Annotated in this window: 17 protein-coding genes; 8 read left to right on the top strand and 9 right to left on the bottom strand. The window is 56.6% G+C overall.

Translation table 11 applies throughout. From position 1 onward, the window contains the following. Positions 1 to 25: 25 nt before the first annotated feature. Both F3J28_RS02650 and ascF read right to left on the bottom strand, forming a co-directional pair. A complete protein-coding gene (locus tag F3J28_RS02650; RefSeq protein WP_166872443.1) occupies positions 26 to 1456 on the bottom strand; it encodes a 6-phospho-beta-glucosidase in 1431 nt (476 codons plus the stop codon). Between the two features lie 12 nt (positions 1457 to 1468). Further along, positions 1469 to 2926: a PTS cellobiose/arbutin/salicin transporter subunit IIBC gene (gene ascF, locus F3J28_RS02645; RefSeq protein WP_166872440.1), complete on the bottom strand. Its 1458-nt coding sequence runs from the start codon at positions 2924 to 2926 to the stop codon at positions 1469 to 1471. Positions 2927 to 3118: 192 nt separating this feature from the next. Here ascF and F3J28_RS02640 point away from each other — a divergent pair, with 192 nt between their 5' ends. Then, positions 3119 to 4141 (top strand): LacI family DNA-binding transcriptional regulator, encoded by a 1023-nt coding sequence (locus tag F3J28_RS02640; RefSeq protein ID WP_166874384.1) that lies wholly within the window; start codon positions 3119 to 3121, stop codon positions 4139 to 4141. 37 nt (positions 4142 to 4178) lie between these two features. On the opposite strand, the gene F3J28_RS02635 is transcribed toward F3J28_RS02640, so the two are convergent. From F3J28_RS02635 to F3J28_RS02625, 3 genes are all read right to left on the bottom strand, one after another. Then, a complete protein-coding gene (locus F3J28_RS02635; protein ID WP_166872437.1) occupies positions 4179 to 4595 on the bottom strand; it encodes a GlcG/HbpS family heme-binding protein in 417 nt (138 codons plus the stop codon). 10 nt (positions 4596 to 4605) lie between these two features. Continuing rightward, positions 4606 to 5829: an MFS transporter gene (locus F3J28_RS02630; protein ID WP_166872434.1), complete on the bottom strand. Its 1224-nt coding sequence runs from the start codon at positions 5827 to 5829 to the stop codon at positions 4606 to 4608. A gap of 70 nt (positions 5830 to 5899) precedes the next feature. Continuing rightward, positions 5900 to 6901, bottom strand: a complete 1002-nt coding sequence (locus tag F3J28_RS02625; protein WP_166872431.1) for an aldo/keto reductase — start codon at positions 6899 to 6901, stop codon at positions 5900 to 5902. 71 nt (positions 6902 to 6972) lie between these two features. On the opposite strand from F3J28_RS02625, the gene F3J28_RS02620 reads away from it, so the two are divergent. Then, positions 6973 to 7902, top strand: a complete 930-nt coding sequence (locus F3J28_RS02620; protein WP_205247065.1) for a LysR family transcriptional regulator — start codon at positions 6973 to 6975, stop codon at positions 7900 to 7902. Between the two features lie 178 nt (positions 7903 to 8080). After that, entirely contained in the window at positions 8081 to 9091 is a 1011-nt protein-coding gene (locus tag F3J28_RS02615) for an alpha/beta hydrolase (RefSeq protein WP_166872428.1), read from the top strand. Between the two features lie 59 nt (positions 9092 to 9150). Here the strand turns inward: F3J28_RS02615 and F3J28_RS02610 are convergent, their stop codons facing one another. Continuing rightward, on the bottom strand, positions 9151 to 9624 hold the full coding sequence (locus tag F3J28_RS02610; protein ID WP_008455188.1) for a YehS family protein: 474 nt from the start codon (positions 9622 to 9624) through the stop codon (positions 9151 to 9153). 168 nt (positions 9625 to 9792) lie between these two features. Here F3J28_RS02610 and F3J28_RS02605 point away from each other — a divergent pair, with 168 nt between their 5' ends. Further along, positions 9793 to 10218 (top strand): GNAT family N-acetyltransferase, encoded by a 426-nt coding sequence (locus F3J28_RS02605; RefSeq protein WP_166872425.1) that lies wholly within the window; start codon positions 9793 to 9795, stop codon positions 10216 to 10218. A 60-nt stretch (positions 10219 to 10278) separates the two neighbouring features. Here F3J28_RS02605 and F3J28_RS02600 read toward each other — a convergent pair whose 3' ends face one another. Both F3J28_RS02600 and apbC read right to left on the bottom strand, forming a co-directional pair. Next, positions 10279 to 10902, bottom strand: coding sequence for a glutathione S-transferase family protein (locus tag F3J28_RS02600; protein ID WP_166872422.1), 624 nt, complete (start codon positions 10900 to 10902; stop codon positions 10279 to 10281). 84 nt (positions 10903 to 10986) lie between these two features. After that, complete coding sequence (gene apbC / locus F3J28_RS02595) at positions 10987 to 12099, bottom strand: iron-sulfur cluster carrier protein ApbC (RefSeq protein ID WP_166872419.1); 1113 nt, start codon at positions 12097 to 12099, stop codon at positions 10987 to 10989. 163 nt (positions 12100 to 12262) lie between these two features. Between apbC and metG the strand changes: the two genes are divergently transcribed. Beyond that, positions 12263 to 14299 (top strand): methionine--tRNA ligase, encoded by a 2037-nt coding sequence (gene metG / locus F3J28_RS02590; RefSeq protein ID WP_166872416.1) that lies wholly within the window; start codon positions 12263 to 12265, stop codon positions 14297 to 14299. A gap of 197 nt (positions 14300 to 14496) precedes the next feature. Here metG and F3J28_RS02585 read toward each other — a convergent pair whose 3' ends face one another. Then, positions 14497 to 15729, bottom strand: a complete 1233-nt coding sequence (locus tag F3J28_RS02585) for an MFS transporter (protein ID WP_166872413.1) — start codon at positions 15727 to 15729, stop codon at positions 14497 to 14499. A 193-nt stretch (positions 15730 to 15922) separates the two neighbouring features. On the opposite strand from F3J28_RS02585, the gene F3J28_RS02580 reads away from it, so the two are divergent. The 3 genes from F3J28_RS02580 to deoR all read left to right on the top strand — a co-directional run bounded on the left by F3J28_RS02580 (position 15923) and on the right by deoR (position 18087). Then, positions 15923 to 16645 carry a phosphatase PAP2 family protein gene (locus F3J28_RS02580; protein WP_166872410.1) on the top strand — a complete coding sequence of 241 codons (723 nt, stop codon included), beginning with the start codon at positions 15923 to 15925 and terminating at the stop codon, positions 16643 to 16645. Beyond that, positions 16642 to 17250 carry an undecaprenyl-diphosphate phosphatase gene (gene ybjG / locus F3J28_RS02575; protein ID WP_166872407.1) on the top strand — a complete coding sequence of 203 codons (609 nt, stop codon included), beginning with the start codon at positions 16642 to 16644 and terminating at the stop codon, positions 17248 to 17250. The genes F3J28_RS02580 and ybjG overlap by 4 nt, the downstream gene beginning before the upstream one ends. Positions 17251 to 17322: 72 nt before the next feature. Next, on the top strand, positions 17323 to 18087 hold the full coding sequence (deoR, locus tag F3J28_RS02570) for a DNA-binding transcriptional repressor DeoR (protein ID WP_166872404.1): 765 nt from the start codon (positions 17323 to 17325) through the stop codon (positions 18085 to 18087). Positions 18088 to 18089: the final 2 nt, after the last annotated feature.

Here is an 18089-nt window from a genome sequence, read left to right as displayed (position 1 = left end):
GGAGAGGGCCGGGGTGAGGGGAAAATTACGCCAGATCCCCGCCGTTACTGGCAATCACCTTCTTATACCAGTAGAACGACTTCTTCGGCGTGCGCGCCAGCGTTCCCTGCCCTTTATCATCACGATCGACATACACAAAGCCGTAGCGTTTGCTCATCTCCCCGGTTGACGCTGACACCAGGTCAATGCAGCCCCACGAGGTGTAGCCCATGACCGGAATACCGTCCTCAATTGCCTCACCCATGGCTTTAATGTGTTCCCGCAGATAGCTGATGCGGTAGTCATCGTTGATTTCCCCATCGGCGTTCACCTCGTCCTTCGCGCCCAGCCCGTTCTCCACCAGGAACAGCGGTTTCTGGTAGCGGTCGTACATCATGTTCATGGTGATACGCAGGCCGAGCGGGTCGATGCCCCAGCCCCACTGGCTGAAAGTAATGTGCGGGTTCTTGAGCGATTTAATGATGTTAGCCGGGTTGGTATTCCCCTCGTTCATGTCTGCCGAGGCACAGCGCGAGGCGTAATAGCTGAAGGAGACAAAATCGACGGTGTTCTTCAGGATCTCGTCGTCGCCAGGCTCGGTGACAATCTCAATCCCTTTCTCACGGAACATTCGTGCCGCGTAAGCGGGATAAGCGCCGCGCGCCTGCACGTCAATAAAGAACAGATTTTCGCGGTCTTTCTCGAGCGCCGCCCAAACGTCCTCCGGCTTACAGCTGTACGGATAAAAGTTCCCCCCCGCCAGCATGCAGCCAACCTGATTTGCCGGGTTAACCTGGTGAGCGATTTTAGTGACCAGCGCGCTGGCCACCAGCTCGTGGTGCGCGGCCTGGTACATCACCTGCTCTTTGTTATCGCCTGCTTCAAAGACCAGCCCCGCGCCAGAGAACGGGCTGTGCAACATGATGTTGATTTCATTGAAGGTAAGCCAGTATTTCACCAGGCCGTCGAACGCCTCAAAGCAGGTGCGCGCGTAGCGGCTGAAAAACTCCACCATTTTACGGTTGCGCCATGAGCCGTATTCCTGCACGAGGTGCATCGGCACATCGAAGTGACACAGCGTCACCAGCGGTTCGATGTTGTATTTCTTGCACTCGGCAAACAGGTCGCGGTAGAACGCGATCCCTTCCGGGTTCGGCGCCGTTTCATCCCCTTTGGGGAAGATACGGCTCCACGCAATGGAGGTTCTGAAAACGGTGAAGCCCATTTCGGCCAGCAGCGCGATGTCGTCTTTATAGCGATGGTAAAAATCTATGGCCTCGTGGCTCGGGTAAAATTCATCGTCGCGCAGCGCAAACCGCTTTTCCACCCCGAGCTTTACCCCAAGGCGGTTGTCGCCATGGGGGATCATATCGACGGTGCTTAATCCCTTGCCACCGGCCTGGTACGCGCCCTCAGCCTGATTAGCCGCGATAGCGCCGCCCCACAAAAATCCTTTTGGAAAAACTGTCTCAGCCATGCTTACCTCTGCTTAAAGTGTTTTTACTGCATTATCTGGTCTTACAAACGCCGTGCTGCTGCCCTGCTCTTCGGCTTTCGGCTCCTCGACGGGAAGATCGTCAAAGCCGAGAATAAGCGTAGTAATAAACGACAGCACCACGGCCAGAATCATCACCGCCCCCACCCAAACGATGCTCATCGGGTTGGCAGGATCGAAGAACTGCACGCTGGTGAATAGCCCCGGTGAAGCCATGGAATGGCTGGCGAGCCCGCCAATACCGGCGACGGCACCGCAAATAAAACCGCTGATAAGGCAGGCAACCAGCGGGCGTTTCAGCCGCACCGCGACGCCGTAAAGCGCAGGCTCTGAAATGCCAGCCACGATTGCTGAGGCTGCGGCAGCAAGCGCCGTCTGACGCAGTTCAGGGTTTTTCGTTCGCCAGGCGACGGCCAAAGACGACCCGCCGAGGGACAGGTTAGCGCCAATTTCCGACGGCATAACCATGCCTTCTTTGCCCGTTTCGGCGATGGTCTGGATAATCGTTGGCGTAAACACGCGGTGCATGCCGGTCATCACCAGCAGCGGCCAGATAGCCCCCATGATGGCGACGGAAAGCCAGCCCAGATAACCGTGCACGGTGTACACCAGCGAAGAGATCCCGCTGCCAATCCAGATACCTAACGGCCCAATCAATAAAATCGCTATCGGCGCGGAAACCAGCACGATCAGCATCGGCTTGAGGAAGTTTTTGGTCACCGCTGGCGTAATGCGATCCACGCCTTTTTCGATGTACGACAGCAGCCAGGTCATTACCAGCGCGGGGATCACGGTGTAGGTGTATTTCACGGCGGTGACGGGTATGCCCATAAAATCAACCACCTGCCCCTGGGCCGCCTTCGCCATCAGGTCAATAAAGGCCGGATGTACCAGCACCCCGGCGATAGCAATCGCCAGCGACATGTTGGTTTTAAATTTCACGGCGGCAGAAGCCGCCACCATCACCGGCAGGAAGAAGAAAGCGCCGTCGCCGATGAGGTTAAGAATGGTAAGCGTCGAGGAGGTCGTTTCAAATACCCCGGTCATCGCGAGGATCATCGCCAGCAGCTTCACCATCGAGCCGCCGATAATCGCCGGGATAAGCGGCGACATGGTGCCAATCAGCGCATCCAGGATGCCCGCGCCGATGCGTTTCAGGGTCAGTTTGCCCTTTGCCGCCTGCGGCCTGTCGCCTGCCCCTTCGGGGAGATGTTTCAGCACTTCAGCGTAGGCCTGAGACACGGTGTTGCCGATAATGACCTGACATTGCTGGTCGTTTTTCACCACGCCCAGCACGCCGGAAATGGCCTTCAGCCGGGCACTGTCCACCCTTGCATCGTCCTGTAAAACAAAGCGCAGCCGCGTCATGCAATGGGTTACCGCCACCACGTTTTCCGCGCCGCCTAAAGCCTCAACAATCTGTCGGGATACTGCCTCGTACTTGTTAGCCATGAGGTGAAACTCTCTTGTTATGATTTTGTAGGTAACCGGTTCCACATAATCATGTGTAGTTGAAAATTAGATCACAATGATTATTTTTATTGAGATCGATTTTTGTGATTTACATCGAAATACAGGCTGCGCTGCGCCCTGGCCGCGAAAAGTGTAAAATGGTCAGAAATGACGAACTTACGAGAAGCCTTTATGTCGACGATGCAGGAAGTGGCGAAAAAAGCAGGCGTATCAAAGGCGACCGTTTCGCGCGTGTTGTCGGGCAAGGGCTACGTGAGCGAGGCCACTAAAACGCAGGTGTACCAGGCCATTCAGGAAACGGGATATCGCCCTAATCTGCTGGCACGCAATCTGGCGACCAGCAAATCAGGCTATATCGGCCTGGTGGTGACCAACACGTTGTACAGCGGGAACTATTTTAGCGAACTGCTTTCCCAGGCTGCGCTAAAGCTCGAAGCCAGCGGGCGGCAGCTGATTCTGGTCGACGGCAAACACAGCGCCCAGGAAGAGCAGGCTGCCGTGCAGTTTCTGCTCGATTTGCACTGTGACGCGGTGATCATTTACCCGCGTTTTTTAAGCGTGGATGAGATGGATGCGCTGATTGAGCAGCATAAGCAGCCGATCATGGTGATGAACCGCAAGCTGCGTAAACACCAGAGCCACTGCATTTGCTGCGATCACAAAGGCTCCAGCTTCAAGGCCACGCGCTACCTGATTGACCAGGGCCACCGGGATATCGCCTTTATCACCGGCGTCCTCGACTCCCCCACGGCGAGAGAGCGACTGTCTGGCTACCGCGAAGCGCTGGAACAGGCCGGGCTGCCGGTCCGGGACGAGCTTATCGCCACCGGAAAATGGACGCCTGCCAGCGGGTCGGCGGCGGTAGAAACGCTGCTCTCAGCGAAACCAGATTTTAGCGCTCTGGTCGCCAGCAACGATGACATGGCTATCGGCGCTATCAGCAGGCTCGGCCAGTCGGGCCTGTCGGTGCCGCGCGATGTGTCGGTTATTGGCTTTGATAATGTCCCGACCGGGGCTTTTCTCACCCCGCCGCTGTCGAGCGTGAAAGAGCCGGTGAGCGAGATGATCCATGAAGTGATTAACCGCCTGACGGCGATGCTGGACGGCGGCTATTTCTCACGGGATAACTTGTACAGTTCTGAGATGATCGTGCGCGATTCTGTGACGAAAGGACCGTATTTTCAGCCAAAATAAGGTAAAAAAAGGAGCGAAATTCGCTCCTTTTCTGTCATTAAGCTCGGCGACCAAACACCGCTTCTACGGCAAAAGCAGCAATTTGCCCATCCTGCTCTTTCGTGGCCCCCGACACGCCAATCGCGCCAATAACCGCGCCCTCCGCGTTGCGCAGCGGGATACCGCCGTCAATGCCCACCAGCCCACCGTTGCTGTTTTCCAGCGAATACGCCGGGCCGTTCGGGTGCAAATTAGCGCCGACATCTTCGCTATTGGCCTGGAACAGCACCGCCGTACGCGCTTTGCGCATAGCGATATCAATGGTGGCCAGGAATGTCCCGTCCATGCGGGCAAAGGCCGTCAGGTGGCCGCCGCTGTCCAGCACCACCACGGAAACCGGAGGAAAGCGGTGGGCCTCCACCGCCGTTTTGACGCCGGCGAGCAGCGCTTCTGCAAGAACTAAACTGACTGTCACGGTGAAAACCTCAATGTGCTAACGGCGGATGTTTTTTGGCGTCAATAACCGCCCAGGTGTGGATCAGCAGGCCGAAGACCGCCAGAATTGCCCCGACCCAGCCGGTGGACTCCCAGCCAAAGCCTGCGGAAATGGTCACCCCACCAAGCCAGGCGCCTAACGCGTTGGCAATGTTGAACGCCGAGTGGTTCATCGCCGCCGCCATAGTTTGCGCGTCACCGGCCACGTCCATCAGGCGAATTTGCAGCACCGAAGAAAGCGACACCATTGTGCCAACCAGCATCACGGTGACCGCGCCCAGCCACGGATAGTGGGAGGTGTAAACGTACGCGCTAAGCACCAGAATCGCCCAAATCAGCAGCAGGCGAACGGTTTTCTCCAGCCCGCGATCCGCCAGGCGGCCGCCGACGATATTGCCGACAATCATGCCCAGGCCGAACATCGACAGGATCACCGGGATCATGCCTACCGACTGATGCGCCAGCTCCAGCATCGTTGGCTTAACGTAGCTGAAGACGGAGAACATTCCGCCGCTGCCAATCGCGCCGATAGCCAGCGTCAGCAGCACCTGCTTGCGGGTCAACGCGGTCAGCTCACGCAGAGGGCTGGCGTCTTTGTCCCCGGCATGCCACGGCACCCAGATCCACACCAGAATCAGCGTCAGCACGGCAAGCCCGCCCACGATAGCAAACGCGCTGCGCCAGCCGAACAGCTGCCCAATGGCCGCCACGGCGGGCACGCCCAGCAAGTTGGCTATCGTCAGGCCGAGCAGCACCATCGACACCGCCTGCGCCCGCTTCGAACGCTCCACAAGGCTTGCCGCCAGCAAAGCCGCGACGCCAAAGAACGTGCCGTGCGGGAAACCGGCCAGGAAGCGCGCCAGCATCATGGAGTAGTAGCCTGGTGCAAAAGCGCTCAACAGGTTGCCAACGGCAAACATCGCCATCAGGGCAATCAGAAAGTCACGCCTCGCCATGCGGGCACCCAGCACCGCCAGCAGCGGAGCGCCAACCACCACGCCCAGCGCATAAATGCTGATCAGGTGGCCTGCAGAAGGAATAGAAACGTGCAGCCCGTTTGCGGCATCGGGTAGCAGTCCCATGATGACGAATTCGCCGGTACCGATGGCGAAGCCGCCCATGCCGAGCGCGAACAGCGCTTTTAGCAGCCCCGCTCGCGACAGGGAAACCGTCTCGGCCCCCTGTTCCAGGGTTTGTTCATTCAGTGATGACATAGTTTTTTTGACTTGTGCAGGTGAACAACAAAATACGCCCCGGCGCGATTCAGCGGGGCGCGGGAGAGAACTAAAGCGATGTTTTCCGGTGCGGAGGTGCCATAAATTCGGCCCCCAGCGGGGTGCTAATATGTCTGGATAAAATGTGATCAATATCGCATTTATCTTCGGCGGTCAACGTCCAGCCGGACACGTCTTCCACCCCGTTGAGCTGTTCAGGACGACGAGCGCCCCACAGCGCAATGGTTGGGCCGGCATCCAGCACCCAGCGCAGTGCCAGGGCCATCACGCTCTTGCCGTAGCGCTCTGCAGCAAACGCTTTCAATTCTTCGACTGCGGCCAGATACTGCGCAAAGCGCGGCGGCTGGAATTTCGGATCAAAGCTGCGCAGGTCGCCTTCGCCAAACGCGGTTTCCGGCGTCATGCGGCCGGACAGCAAGCCCCGACAAATCGCGCCGTAGGCCAGCACCACCATCTGATGGTATTTCGCATAGGGCAGAAGATCCGTTTCTGTCGCGCCGCGTTCAAACAGGTTGAGCGGTGGCTGCATGGTTGCCAGCGGCGCGGCGCTGCGGAATCTGTCCATTTGCGCTGGGGAATAGTTGCTGACGCCGAGGGCGCGGAATTTCCCTTGCTGATGCAGCGTTTCCAGCACGCGCGCGGTTTCGTCTATCGCCACTAAATCGTCAGGCCAGTGTACCTGGTACAGGTCGATATAATCCGTTTGCAGGCGGCGAAGCGAGTCTTCAATTTCCTGACGAATGCGCTGCGGCGTGGAATTACGCGTCACCCGCCCGGCGTCGTCCCAGTCCAGCGCCACTTTGGTGGCAATAATCGCTTTGTCCCGGCGGCCCACCAGCGCTTTGCCCACCACCTCTTCGGAATGCCCAAAGCCGTACACCGGCGCGGTATCAATAAGGTTGATGCCGCGCTCAAGCGCCTCGTGCAGCGTCGCTATCGACTGCCCGTCGTTGCTGCCGCCCCACATGCTGCCGCCAATGGCCCACGTGCCCAGGCCGATACGGCTGACGGGCTCAGAGATGCCCGCGATGTGAATTGTTTCGATTGCCATGATTTACCCCTGTCTGTTCTGTGAACCAATTGTAACTCATGTTAAGTTGAATTAATTTCAACGAACCCTTGATGACAGAGGCCCCTTTTATGCCGGTTCCGGTCCGTGGCGAACTCGCCGATCTCAACGTTTTTTTGACCATCTGCCGCCGGAAAAGCTTCCGCCTTGCCGCCTCTGAGCTGGGCGTGTCTACCTCTGCGCTAAGCCACACGATGCGCGGGCTGGAGGAGCGACTTGGGGTGCGCCTGCTTAACCGCACCAGCCGCTCCGTTGTGCCTACCGACGCCGGTGAAGCGCTGCTTGGGCATCTGGAAACCGGGTTTTCCCATATCCGTATGGCGCTTGATGAGCTGGATCATTACCGCGAATCCCCGGTCGGACGGCTGCGGATCAATATCCCGCGAGATGCCGCCCAGCTGCTGTTTGCGCCCGTACTGGCAAAATTTATGGCGATGTACCCCCGGCTGCAGATGGAAATTACCGTCGATAACACGCTGGTTGATATTATCGGCAGCGGCTACGACGCCGGGATTCGCTACGGGGAGAGCGTCCCTAAAGACATGATTGCGATGCCCGTGACGCGCAAGCTTAGGTGGATTGTGGTGGCCTCGCCGCAGTATTTAAACCATAGCGCGCACCTCCCACTGAACCACCCGGACGATCTCTTTCAGCACCAGTGCATCCGGATGCGGCTCGGCAACGGCACGCTGTATAAATGGGAGCTTAACCGGGGCAAAGAGGCGCTGGCGCTGGATGTGCCCGGCTCGCTGATCCTCAATGAAAGCGAAATGATCATTGATACCGCCCTGAACGGCTTCGGGCTGGCGTATTGCCTGGATGTGCGAGTGCGGCCGCTGCTGGAGAGCGGGCAGCTGGTGCAGGTTATTCCGGAATGGGTGTGTGAAGATGAACCGATGGTGATGTATTACCCCAGCCGCAGGCAGCTCCATCCCGGCTTGCGGAGACTTATCGAGATGATACGGGAGGCTACGCTGTACTGACCGCCCCATAAAAATACTTCATTTTAAAAATCAATGAGTAAACATCACTCCATATTAATTTGCGATTAAATAGCTTGCAATAACATAGCGCCCTATTTAAATTCATTACCGCCAACACCCAACAACGATAATCCACAACCAACTAAATAGCACGCGATACAATCGCAAAGGAGATAATATGCCACGTTCATTACTGATCGCCATGACGTTAGCCGCTTCCGGCCTGGCCCCTGCTTTTGCCGCCGACGCACCGACCCCGACCGTCGGCGTGAGTAAGTTTCTCTCTGTTTTAAACAGCGGCGGGGGCAAACCCATCGAGCAACTTTCTCCCCAGGCCGCCCGCCAGGTCCTGATCGATGCTCAAAAAGGCGCCAAACTTCCCCCCGCTGATATCTCTGAAAAGACAATTACCGTTGGCGGCAAGCCGCTAACGCTCACCATTGTTAAGCCCCAAAATGCCAGCGGCAAACTGCCGGTATTTATGTTCTTCCACGGCGGTGGCTGGGTGCTGGGTGACTTCCAGACTCATGAACGCCTGGTGCGCGATTTAGTTTCTGAGTCGGGCGCTGCGGCGGTGTTTGTGAACTACACCCCATCCCCGGAAGCGCACTTCCCTGTGGCCATCAACCAGGCTTATGAAGCAACACGCTGGGTGGCCGAACACGGAAGCGAAATTGGTGTAGACGGCAGTCGCCTTGCTCTGGCCGGTAACAGCGTGGGCGGTAACATGGTTGCCGCCGTAGCCCTGCAGGCCAAAGCGCAGCAAACCCCGGCGATTCGCTACCAGGTTATGCTGTGGCCAGTAACCGACGCGCGCTTTGATACCGGCTCTTATAACCAGTTCTCAAACGGCTATTTCCTCAGTAAGAACATGATGAAATGGTTCTGGGACAACTACACCACAAAAGAGAGCGACCGCCACAATATTCTGGCTTCACCGCTGGAGGCCAGCCGTGAGCAGTTGAAAGGCCTGCCACCTACTCTGATTCAAACAGCGGAGCTTGACGTCCTGCGTGATGAAGGCGAAGCCTTTGGCCGGAAGCTAGACGAAGCGGGCGTACCGGTGACCGTGACCCGCTATAACGGCATGATCCACGATTACGGTCTATTGAATGCCATCAGCGATGAGCCAGGAGTGCGTACCGCCATTTCACAGGCCGCAGGCGAGTTACGTGCCCATCTGAACTGATTTCGGGGCTATATTATTGAGGGGGATAACGGCGGTTATCCCCTTTCTGTCTCTAACTGCTATTCCGCTTTCGCAGGCTTCAGGCGCTGAGTCAGACCACGCAGGAAGTAGCGCAGGAACTGATCGCCGCACTCGCGGTAGTTTTTATGATCCGGGTTACGCATCATGGCGGTAATTTCCGGCATAGAAATGCGGAACTGCTGGGCGGTCAGGATCTCCAGCACGTCGTCAGACTTCAGCTCAAAGGCGATACGCAGCTTTTTCAGAATAATGTTGTTGGTCATCCGACGCTCAAGCTTCGGCTCCGGCTTGCTTTCGTCTTTGCCGCGTTTGAAGTAGATCAAACCGTTAAGAAAGTTCGCCATGATCAGATCCGGGCAGGCTTTAAAGCCTTCTTCGTCTTCTTTCTTTAACCACGGAACGATCTGTTCCGCAGGGACGTCGGTGCCGGTCAGGGCAAGGATCTTAACGATTCCATCGTTATTCAGGTTCAGCATGTAGCGAACGCTAAGCAGTACGTCATTATTCAACATGGGGCAATCTCAGGGCTCAAAAGCGGGCAGTATATAGAGAAGCGAACGCGTTGTAACAAAAACCGCGCGGATTTGTCCGCCGGAGCTAAATTTACCGGCGGTGAATTGGCACTCTTCAGGCTTAAGGGTAGACTCAATGGGCTAACTTTCATCCTAAAAGGCAATCATTTGATCCTACGACTTTGGCAAGAATCCGATCGTCCCTTCTTACGCACCCTTTACCTTCACGCCCGCCGCAAAGCCTGGCCCTGGCTCGACGGCAGCGCCTGGCAGCTCGAAGACTTTGACAGCGCCACTCAGGATGAACGCATCTGGGTAGCCGAAGATAACGGCCACCGCATCGGCTTCGCTTCCGTCTGGGTGCAGGATAACTTTTTGCATAACCTGTTCGTCAGCCCGGAACATCAGGGAACGGGCGCGGGAAAGGCGCTTCTGGAGAAAGTGCAGAGTGAATTTACCGCAACGGGTTCGCTAAAGTGCCTGGCGAGAAATGAACACGCGATTGAGTTTTATCGACGTAACGGCTGGCATATTGAGGCTCCAGGAGAGGGGCCGGACGGTGAATACTATTTGATGCATTTTGTGTTGAGGTAGTCCCCCACCGGCAGTCACTGAATAGAGAATCAAGGAAAAGGGTAGCGTGGCTAATTTTGCTTACGCTACGCCATTGTTACCATGACGCCTAAAGGCCGGGCGCTGATTCAGTGCGGTATACCAGCGCTCAATTTCCGCCATCTGAGGATGAGCGAACGGCGTCATCTTCCAGCGATTAACCGACAGGCCAAGGACAATATCCGCGAGGGTAAACTGGCTGCCGGTTACCCATGCTCCGGTTTTCTGAAGTTGCTCATTGAGAATTTGCACACAACCTGTCCAGGCAGAAATGCTTTCCTGAATCTGATTCGCATCCTGAAAACGTGGATCCTTACGCACCAGAGCCATGAACGCATAGCGCCAGGCCGTGTTAAACTCCGTTGCCTGCCAGTCCATCCAGCGCTCGACGTCCGCCGCCCCTTGCGGTGTGGAAGGAAGCAGATCTTCCCGTCCCGCTTTGCGCGCCAGATAACGGCAGATGCTGTTCGACTCCCACAGTACAAAATCGTCATCCAGCAGTACCGGCACCAGGCTATTGGGATTGAGGGCAAGGAAATCCGCAGACTGAATCGACCGGAACCCGCTCCCATAATCTTCCTGCTGGTATTCCAGCCCCGACTCTTCGCAGGTCCACAGCACTTTGCGTACGTTAATTGATGAGCGTTTACCCAGTATTCTTATCATCGCCTGCAAACCTCAATCACAACAAAGTGGTGTTTCACTTTTGCAAACAAAAACGCCTCTCCATGACGGGAGAGGCGTCTCGTTTTACACCGCTTTGAAGGCGATCTCGCCAGGGATCACGTCTCCGTTCCAGTAGAGCTGAGACGCCACGCGCCCCGCCAGGTCGCGGTACAGCGTAGTGATGTCGCTTTCCGGGCGATTAATGACCGTCGGCTTACCGGCGTCGAGGTCTTCACGCAGGGTAATGTGCAGCGGCAACTGCCCCAGCAGCGTGGTGTGATACTGCTGCGCCAGCTTCTCCGCGCCGCCGGTGCCGAAAATCGGCTCCTGGTGACCGCAGTTACTGCAGATATGAATACTCATATTCTCGACAATACCTACCACCGGCACCTCAACTTTCTCGAACATCACGATCCCTTTACGGGCGTCGATCAGCGCGATGTCCTGCGGCGTGGTCACGACCATCGCCCCGGTAACCGGAATGTTTTGCGCCAGCGTCAGCTGAATGTCACCGGTGCCCGGCGGCATGTCAATCACCAGGTAGTCCAGATCCGGCCACAGGGTTTCCTGCAGCATTTGCATCAGCGCTTTGCTGGCCATCGGGCCGCGCCACACCATGGCGTTTTCGTCGGTGACGAGGTAACCGATCGAGTTTGTTGCCAGGCCGTGCGCCACGATCGGCGCCATGTGCTTGCCGTCCGGGGAGGTTGGACGCTCGTGTTCGGCCCCCAGCATGGTTGGGATCGACGGGCCGTAAATATCGGCATCCAGAATGCCCACTTTGGCCCCTTCGGCCGCCAGCGCCAGCGCCATATTTACCGCGGTCGTCGATTTACCCACCCCGCCTTTACCCGAGCTGACGGCAATAATATTTTTAACGCCGTTAATGCCGGGCTGGTTTTTCACTCGCTTCAGCGTGGCAATGTGATGGCTTAGCTTCCAGTCCACTGCCTTTGCGCCGGTGATCCGCAACAGGTCTGAACTGCAGGTCTCTTTCAGGGCGTCAAATCCGCTTTGCCAGGCGAACGGCATCTGCAGCTCAACGTGCAGCGTGTCGTCAAGCATGGCGACATGGTGCAGCGCTTTCAGCGCGGTGAGGTTGTGTTTCAAGGTAGGGTGCTGAAAATTAGCCAGGGTCCCGGCAACCATCGCGCGTAGCTGTTCCGGGGACTTGCTGGACGGGGATTGCGAATTCATCCCGACTCCTTATGTTTTTATCGGACATTGCAATACGCTAAGCATACCAGAAACCACGCCGCCTATTCATGTGCGGTTATTGCGGGCTTTGGGGTTACTAAACAATTGCCAATCCGGTAATATCAAGTCCCCTTTTTTAAAATCAGAAGATGCAATTCCCACTATGACTCAACCCGCGAAGAAAATATTGGTAACGTGCGCCCTGCCGTACGCAAACGGCTCAATCCACCTCGGTCACATGCTGGAGCATATTCAGGCTGATGTCTGGGTCCGTTACCAACGAATGCGCGGCAACGAGGTTAACTTCATCTGTGCAGACGACGCCCACGGCACGCCTATCATGCTGAAAGCGCAGCAGCTGGGTATCACCCCAGAGCAGATGATTGCCGAAATGAGTCAGGAGCATCAGACTGATTTTGCAGGCTTTAACATCAGCTATGATAACTATCACTCCACCCACAGCGACGAAAACCGCGAGCTGTCGGAGCTGATTTATGGCCGTCTGAAAGAGAACGGTTTTATTAAAAACCGCACTATCTCTCAGCTCTACGATCCGGAAAAAGGCATGTTCCTGCCGGACCGTTTTGTCAAAGGCACCTGCCCGAAATGTAAAGCCCCGGACCAGTACGGCGATAACTGCGAAGTGTGCGGCTCCACCTACAGCCCAACTGAGCTTATCGATCCAAAATCCGTGGTGTCCGGCGCGACGCCTGAAATGCGTGATTCCGAGCACTTCTTCTTTGACCTGCCGTCCTTCAGCGAAATGCTGCAGGCATGGACCCGTAGCGGCGCGCTGCAGGAGCAGGTGGCGAACAAGATGCAGGAGTGGTTCGAATCAGGTCTGCAGCAGTGGGATATCTCCCGCGATGCGCCTTACTTCGGCTTCGAAATCCCTAACGCACCGGGCAAATACTTCTACGTCTGGCTGGATGCGCCAATCGGCTACATGGGTTCCTTTAAGAACCTGTGCGACAAGCGTGGCGACACCACCAGCTTCGACGAATACTGGAAGAAAGATTCCACCACCGAGCTGTATCACTTCATCGGCAAAGATATCGTTTACTTCCACAGCCTGTTCTGGCCTGCCATGCTGGAAGGCAGCAACTTCCGCAAGCCAACTAACCTGTTTGTTCACGGCTATGTGACGGTTAACGGCGCGAAGATGTCCAAGTCTCGCGGCACCTTTATCAAAGCCAGCACCTGGCTGAACCACTTTGATGCCGACAGCCTGCGCTACTACTACACCGCGAAGCTCTCTTCCCGCATCGACGATATCGACCTGAACCTGGAAGACTTCGTGCAGCGCGTGAACAGCGATATCGTCAACAAAGTCGTAAACCTGGCATCCCGTAACGCTGGCTTTATCGCCAAGCGTTTTGACGGCATGCTGGCCGCAGAGATTGCCGATGCAGAGCTGTATAAAACCTTCACCGACGCGGCAGAAAGCATCGGCGAAGCGTGGGACAGCCGCGAATTTGGCCGTGCAATCCGCGAAATCATGGCGCTGGCGGACATTGCTAACCGCTACGTGGACGAGCAGGCTCCGTGGGTTGTGGCTAAGCAGGAAGGCCGCGATGCCGACCTGCAGGCTATCTGTACCATGGGCCTGAATATGTTCCGCGTACTGATGACCTGGCTTAAGCCAGTTCTGCCGTCGCTCACCGAGCGTACAGAAGCCTTCCTGAATGCTGAACTGAGCTGGGACAGCATCGCTACTCCGCTGCTGAACCACAAGGTAAACAGCTTCAAGGCGCTGTATAACCGCATTGAAACCAAACAGGTGGAAGCCCTGGTGGAAGCGTCTAAAGAAGAAGTGAAAGCGCTGAATGCGGCGCCGGTAACCGGCCCGCTGGCTGACGATCCGATTCAGGAGACCATCACCTTTGATGACTTCGCAAAAGTGGATATGCGCATTGCGCTGATTGAGAAAGCAGAATTCGTGGACGGCTCCGACAAGCTGCTGCGCCTGACGCTGGATCTCGGCGGCGAAAAACGCAACGTCTTCTCCGGCATTCGTACCGCTTACCCGGATCCGTCTAAGCTGGAAGGTCGCCTGACCGTGATGGTGGCCAACCTCGCCCCACGTAAGATGCGCTTTGGCGTGTCTGAGGGGATGGTGATGGCCGCAGGTCCTGGCGGGAAAGATATCTTCCTGCTGAGCCCGGACAGCGGCGCTCAGCCTGGCATGGCGGTTAAGTAATTCCCTACCCCAGCCCTCTCCCCACCGGGGAGAGGGTGAAAAAACAGATTTATCCCGCTTTATCCCCACTCCCGTTCAGGAATGGGCTGCAAAATAATCGAACTACCTTATCTTTAGCCCCTCTCCCTTTTAGAAAGGGGAATACCCTGCTTTTGTCCCCTCTCCCTTTTAGGGAGAGGGTTAGGGTGAGGGTAAAATCAGGCGTCTCTTGCCTGCCCAACAGTTTTATCCTTCAGGAACAACACCATCAGGCCAAGCCAGACCACCCCGCCCAGCAGGTTAAACAGGCTGAACAGACCGTTGCCGCCGAACTGGTAGGCGTGCTTGCTCAGCTCAATACCGACGGTAAAGATCAGCATTTGCAGCATGCCCATCGCCGCCGACACCGTGCCTTTACTCATCTCGCTGGCAAACAACGTCAGGCGCACAAGACCCGCATTCGCCAGGCCTATACCAAAGGCGTACAGACTCAGGCCAGCGGTCATCCACAAATAAGCATGAGAAGAAACCACCGTAGCCACTGCCGCAACAATCAGCCCCGGCACAATCCACCAGCCGCCCATGATGATCAGGCTTCGCACGCTACGACGGGACGTCAGTTTGGCCAGGACCAGGTTACCGAGGATCAGTGCGCCAAAGATGGGTACCTGCAGCAGACCGTATTCATAAGTGCTGAGATTCTCCCCGCTGATGATGATCACCGGCGACTGAGCAATCCACGCCAGCAGCGGCAGGCTTACAAAGCCCGTAGCCAGCGCGCCCGAGACAAAACGCAGGTTTTTCAGCACCAGCTTGTAGTCATGCCCAAGTTCTTTCAGCGAAAGCTTTTCGCCAAGACGCGTCGCGGTTTCCGGCATCGCCTTGTGCAGCCCAAAGAAAGAGATAGCGGCCAGCAGCGCAAACAGCACGAACATCGTTTCCCACGGAGCGACGTGGATCCACGCCGCGCCCACCAGCGGCCCAAGCAGCGGCGCGATGAGCGCCACGTTAGCCATCAGCGCGGTTATCTTGATGCAAACCGACTCTTCGAACGACTCCTGAATAGCGGCGTAGCCCACCGCGCCAATAAAGCACAGGCTGACGCCCTGCAGGAAACGCAGGAAGGTGAACTGCTGAATATCCTGGGCCAGGAGCGTTGCAAGGCAGGTGACAATAAACCAGACCACGCCGGTCAACATCACCGGGCGGCGGCCAATACGGTCAGACAGCGGCCCGAGCAGCCACTGCAGGAACATCCCACCCGCCAGGTAAGCCGTCATTGAGGTCGGCACCCATTCCACGCCCGCCTGGAACTGATCCACCACGGCCAGCATGCCCGGCTGGATCATGTCATTGCCGATATAAGTTGAGAATTCGTAGAGCACCAGGCAGAGCGGGAACAGCAGCGCCTGACGGCCTAACGTTTTGTTAGCTATCGTATTATGTTGCATTAGGAACTCAGAAGATAAAGAAACGCGCAGAGTGTATTCAATTGCCCGTACCAGCGGTAGTCAACGGCTGACAAATAGCACGGGGTGTAAAGCCGCGCACATCATACCTCAATTCTATTAAGGATTTCTTAATCTGTGATGAATATTCTGCTGCCATGCATTTAAGGTCAGTACGGTCTTCGCCAAATACAAGATGAAATATTTTCCTAAACCAACGGTAAATAAGACAAAACTGCTTTACCGACTACCGTCCCGCTTCTATCTTTTCCAGCTTTGCATCCTGATAATACTGGCTGCCGTTTTTAGCTGGCTTTCCCGGAATGAAGAGCTGGATCGCTGGCTGACCGGGTTCTGGTTTGATGCCGCCAGCCACAGTTTTCCGCTGCAAAACGATCGGCGGCTGGATTTGCTCAACCACCGCCTGTTAAAGGACCTGGTGATTGCAGGCGGGGTTATCGCGCTGCTATGGGGACTCTGGCGTCGTCAGCCACGGCTGGTGGTAGTGGCGTTGCTCATTGGGCTTGGGGCATTAACGGTCGGCGTTCTGAAAGGGTTTAGCCACCACTCCTGCCCGTGGAGCCTGGTGGAGTACGGCGGGAATGCCGCCTCGTACCCGCTTTTCAGCCCCGCTCCGGCAGACAGCGGGCCAGGAAGATGTTTTCCCGGCGGCCATGCTTCCAGCGGCTTTGGCGTTATGGCGCTGTTTTTTTTGTTTTACCGTGAACGCCCGCGTCTGGCGTGGCTTTTACTCGGTCTTGGCGTTTCTCTCGGCCTGGGAATGGGGTACGGCCAGGTGATGCGCGGCGCGCACTTTTTCAGCCACAACCTGTGGGCAGGTTGGTGGGTATGGTTAACCCAGGTGGTGCTTTACGGCGCGATATCCACCTGGTCAGTTAAAGCACAGGACAAGTCATGATGGAAACGCTCAACCAGAATCTGTTTTTGCTCATAAATGCCACCCCGTCATCACCGGAGTGGATGATAAAACTGGCGATTTTCTTCGCCCGGGATCTGATCAGTATCGTCCCGCTGCTGATCGTCGCGCTCTGGCTGTGGGGCCAGCGTAAACAAATGCCGGCCCAGCGCCAGGTGGTGATCAAAACCGGCATGGCGCTGGTGATTAGCGTGGCGCTGTCGTGGATCATCGGTCATATGTTCCCGCATCCTCGCCCTTTTGTGGTCGGGCTGGGCTACAACTTCCTGCATCATGCACCGGATGATTCTTTCCCGAGCGACCACGGCACGGTAATCTTCACCTTCGCCCTGGCATTTTTGTGCTGGCACCGCATCTGGTCCGGCGTGATGCTGTTTGCGATCGGCTGCGCGATTGCCTGGTCCCGAGTCTATCTCGGCGTGCACTGGCCGCTGGACATGCTCGGCGGCCTGCTGGTCGGCATGAGCGCCTGTCTGCTGTCGCAGGTAGTCTGGAACCTGCGCGGGCCACAAATCCACCAGCGACTGCATCAGATTTACCGCTACTGTTTCGCTCTCCCCATCCGTAAAGGCTGGGTGCGTGACTAAGCGGTGCGCCACAGGTAATATGCATTAACTAAAGCCCTGCTTAGCGGGGCTTTTTAATGTTCAGAGGCCGCTATGGAAACCCGCCGTGAAGAGCGCATTAACCGCCTGCTACAGGCGCTGAAGCGCAGCGATAAAATTCATCTCAAAGAAGCCGCTCAGCTGTTGGGCGTCTCCGAAATGACCATCCGCCGCGACATTAACAGCGAACCGGGTCAGGTTGTTCTGCTGGGGGGATACGTGGTGCTGGAGCCTCGCAGCGCCGGGGCCAGCTACTATCTGCTTAGCGATGAAAAAACGCGCCAGGTTGAAGAGAAACGCCACGCCGCCAGGCTCGCCGCGCAGCATGTTCGCCCGCGCCAGACCGTGTTCTTCGACTGCGGCACCACCACGCCTTACATTATTGACGCCCTTGACGACGATCTGCCTTTCACTGGCCTGTGCTATTCCCTCAACACTTTTCTGACGCTGCAGGAGAAGCCGAACTGCCGGGTGATTTTAAGCGGCGGCGAGTTTCACGCCAGCAATGCGATTTTCAATCCGATTAACTTCCAGGAGTGCCTGGGAAATATCTGCCCGGATATCGCCTTTTTATCCGCGGCCGGCGTCCACCTGCGCTACGGCGCAACCTGCTTTAATTTGAATGAGCTGGCGGTGAAGCATTGGGCGCTGAGCATGGCCCAGCGTAATATTCTGGTGGTGGATGACACCAAGTTTGGCAAGGTTCGCGCCGCCTGCATGGGGCCGCTGACGGCGTTTGATACGATTATTACCAACCGGCCTCCCGCCGCGGAGTTTATAGACTATGCCACGGCGGAAAACCTGACGCTAACGTGGTAAGC

It is taken from the genome of Enterobacter sp. Ap-1006 (assembly GCF_011752835.1).
Lineage (GTDB): Bacteria > Pseudomonadota > Gammaproteobacteria > Enterobacterales > Enterobacteriaceae > Cedecea.
The sequence above is the reverse complement of the archived record's forward strand: the minus strand, read 5'-3'. Positions and strand labels throughout refer to the sequence as shown.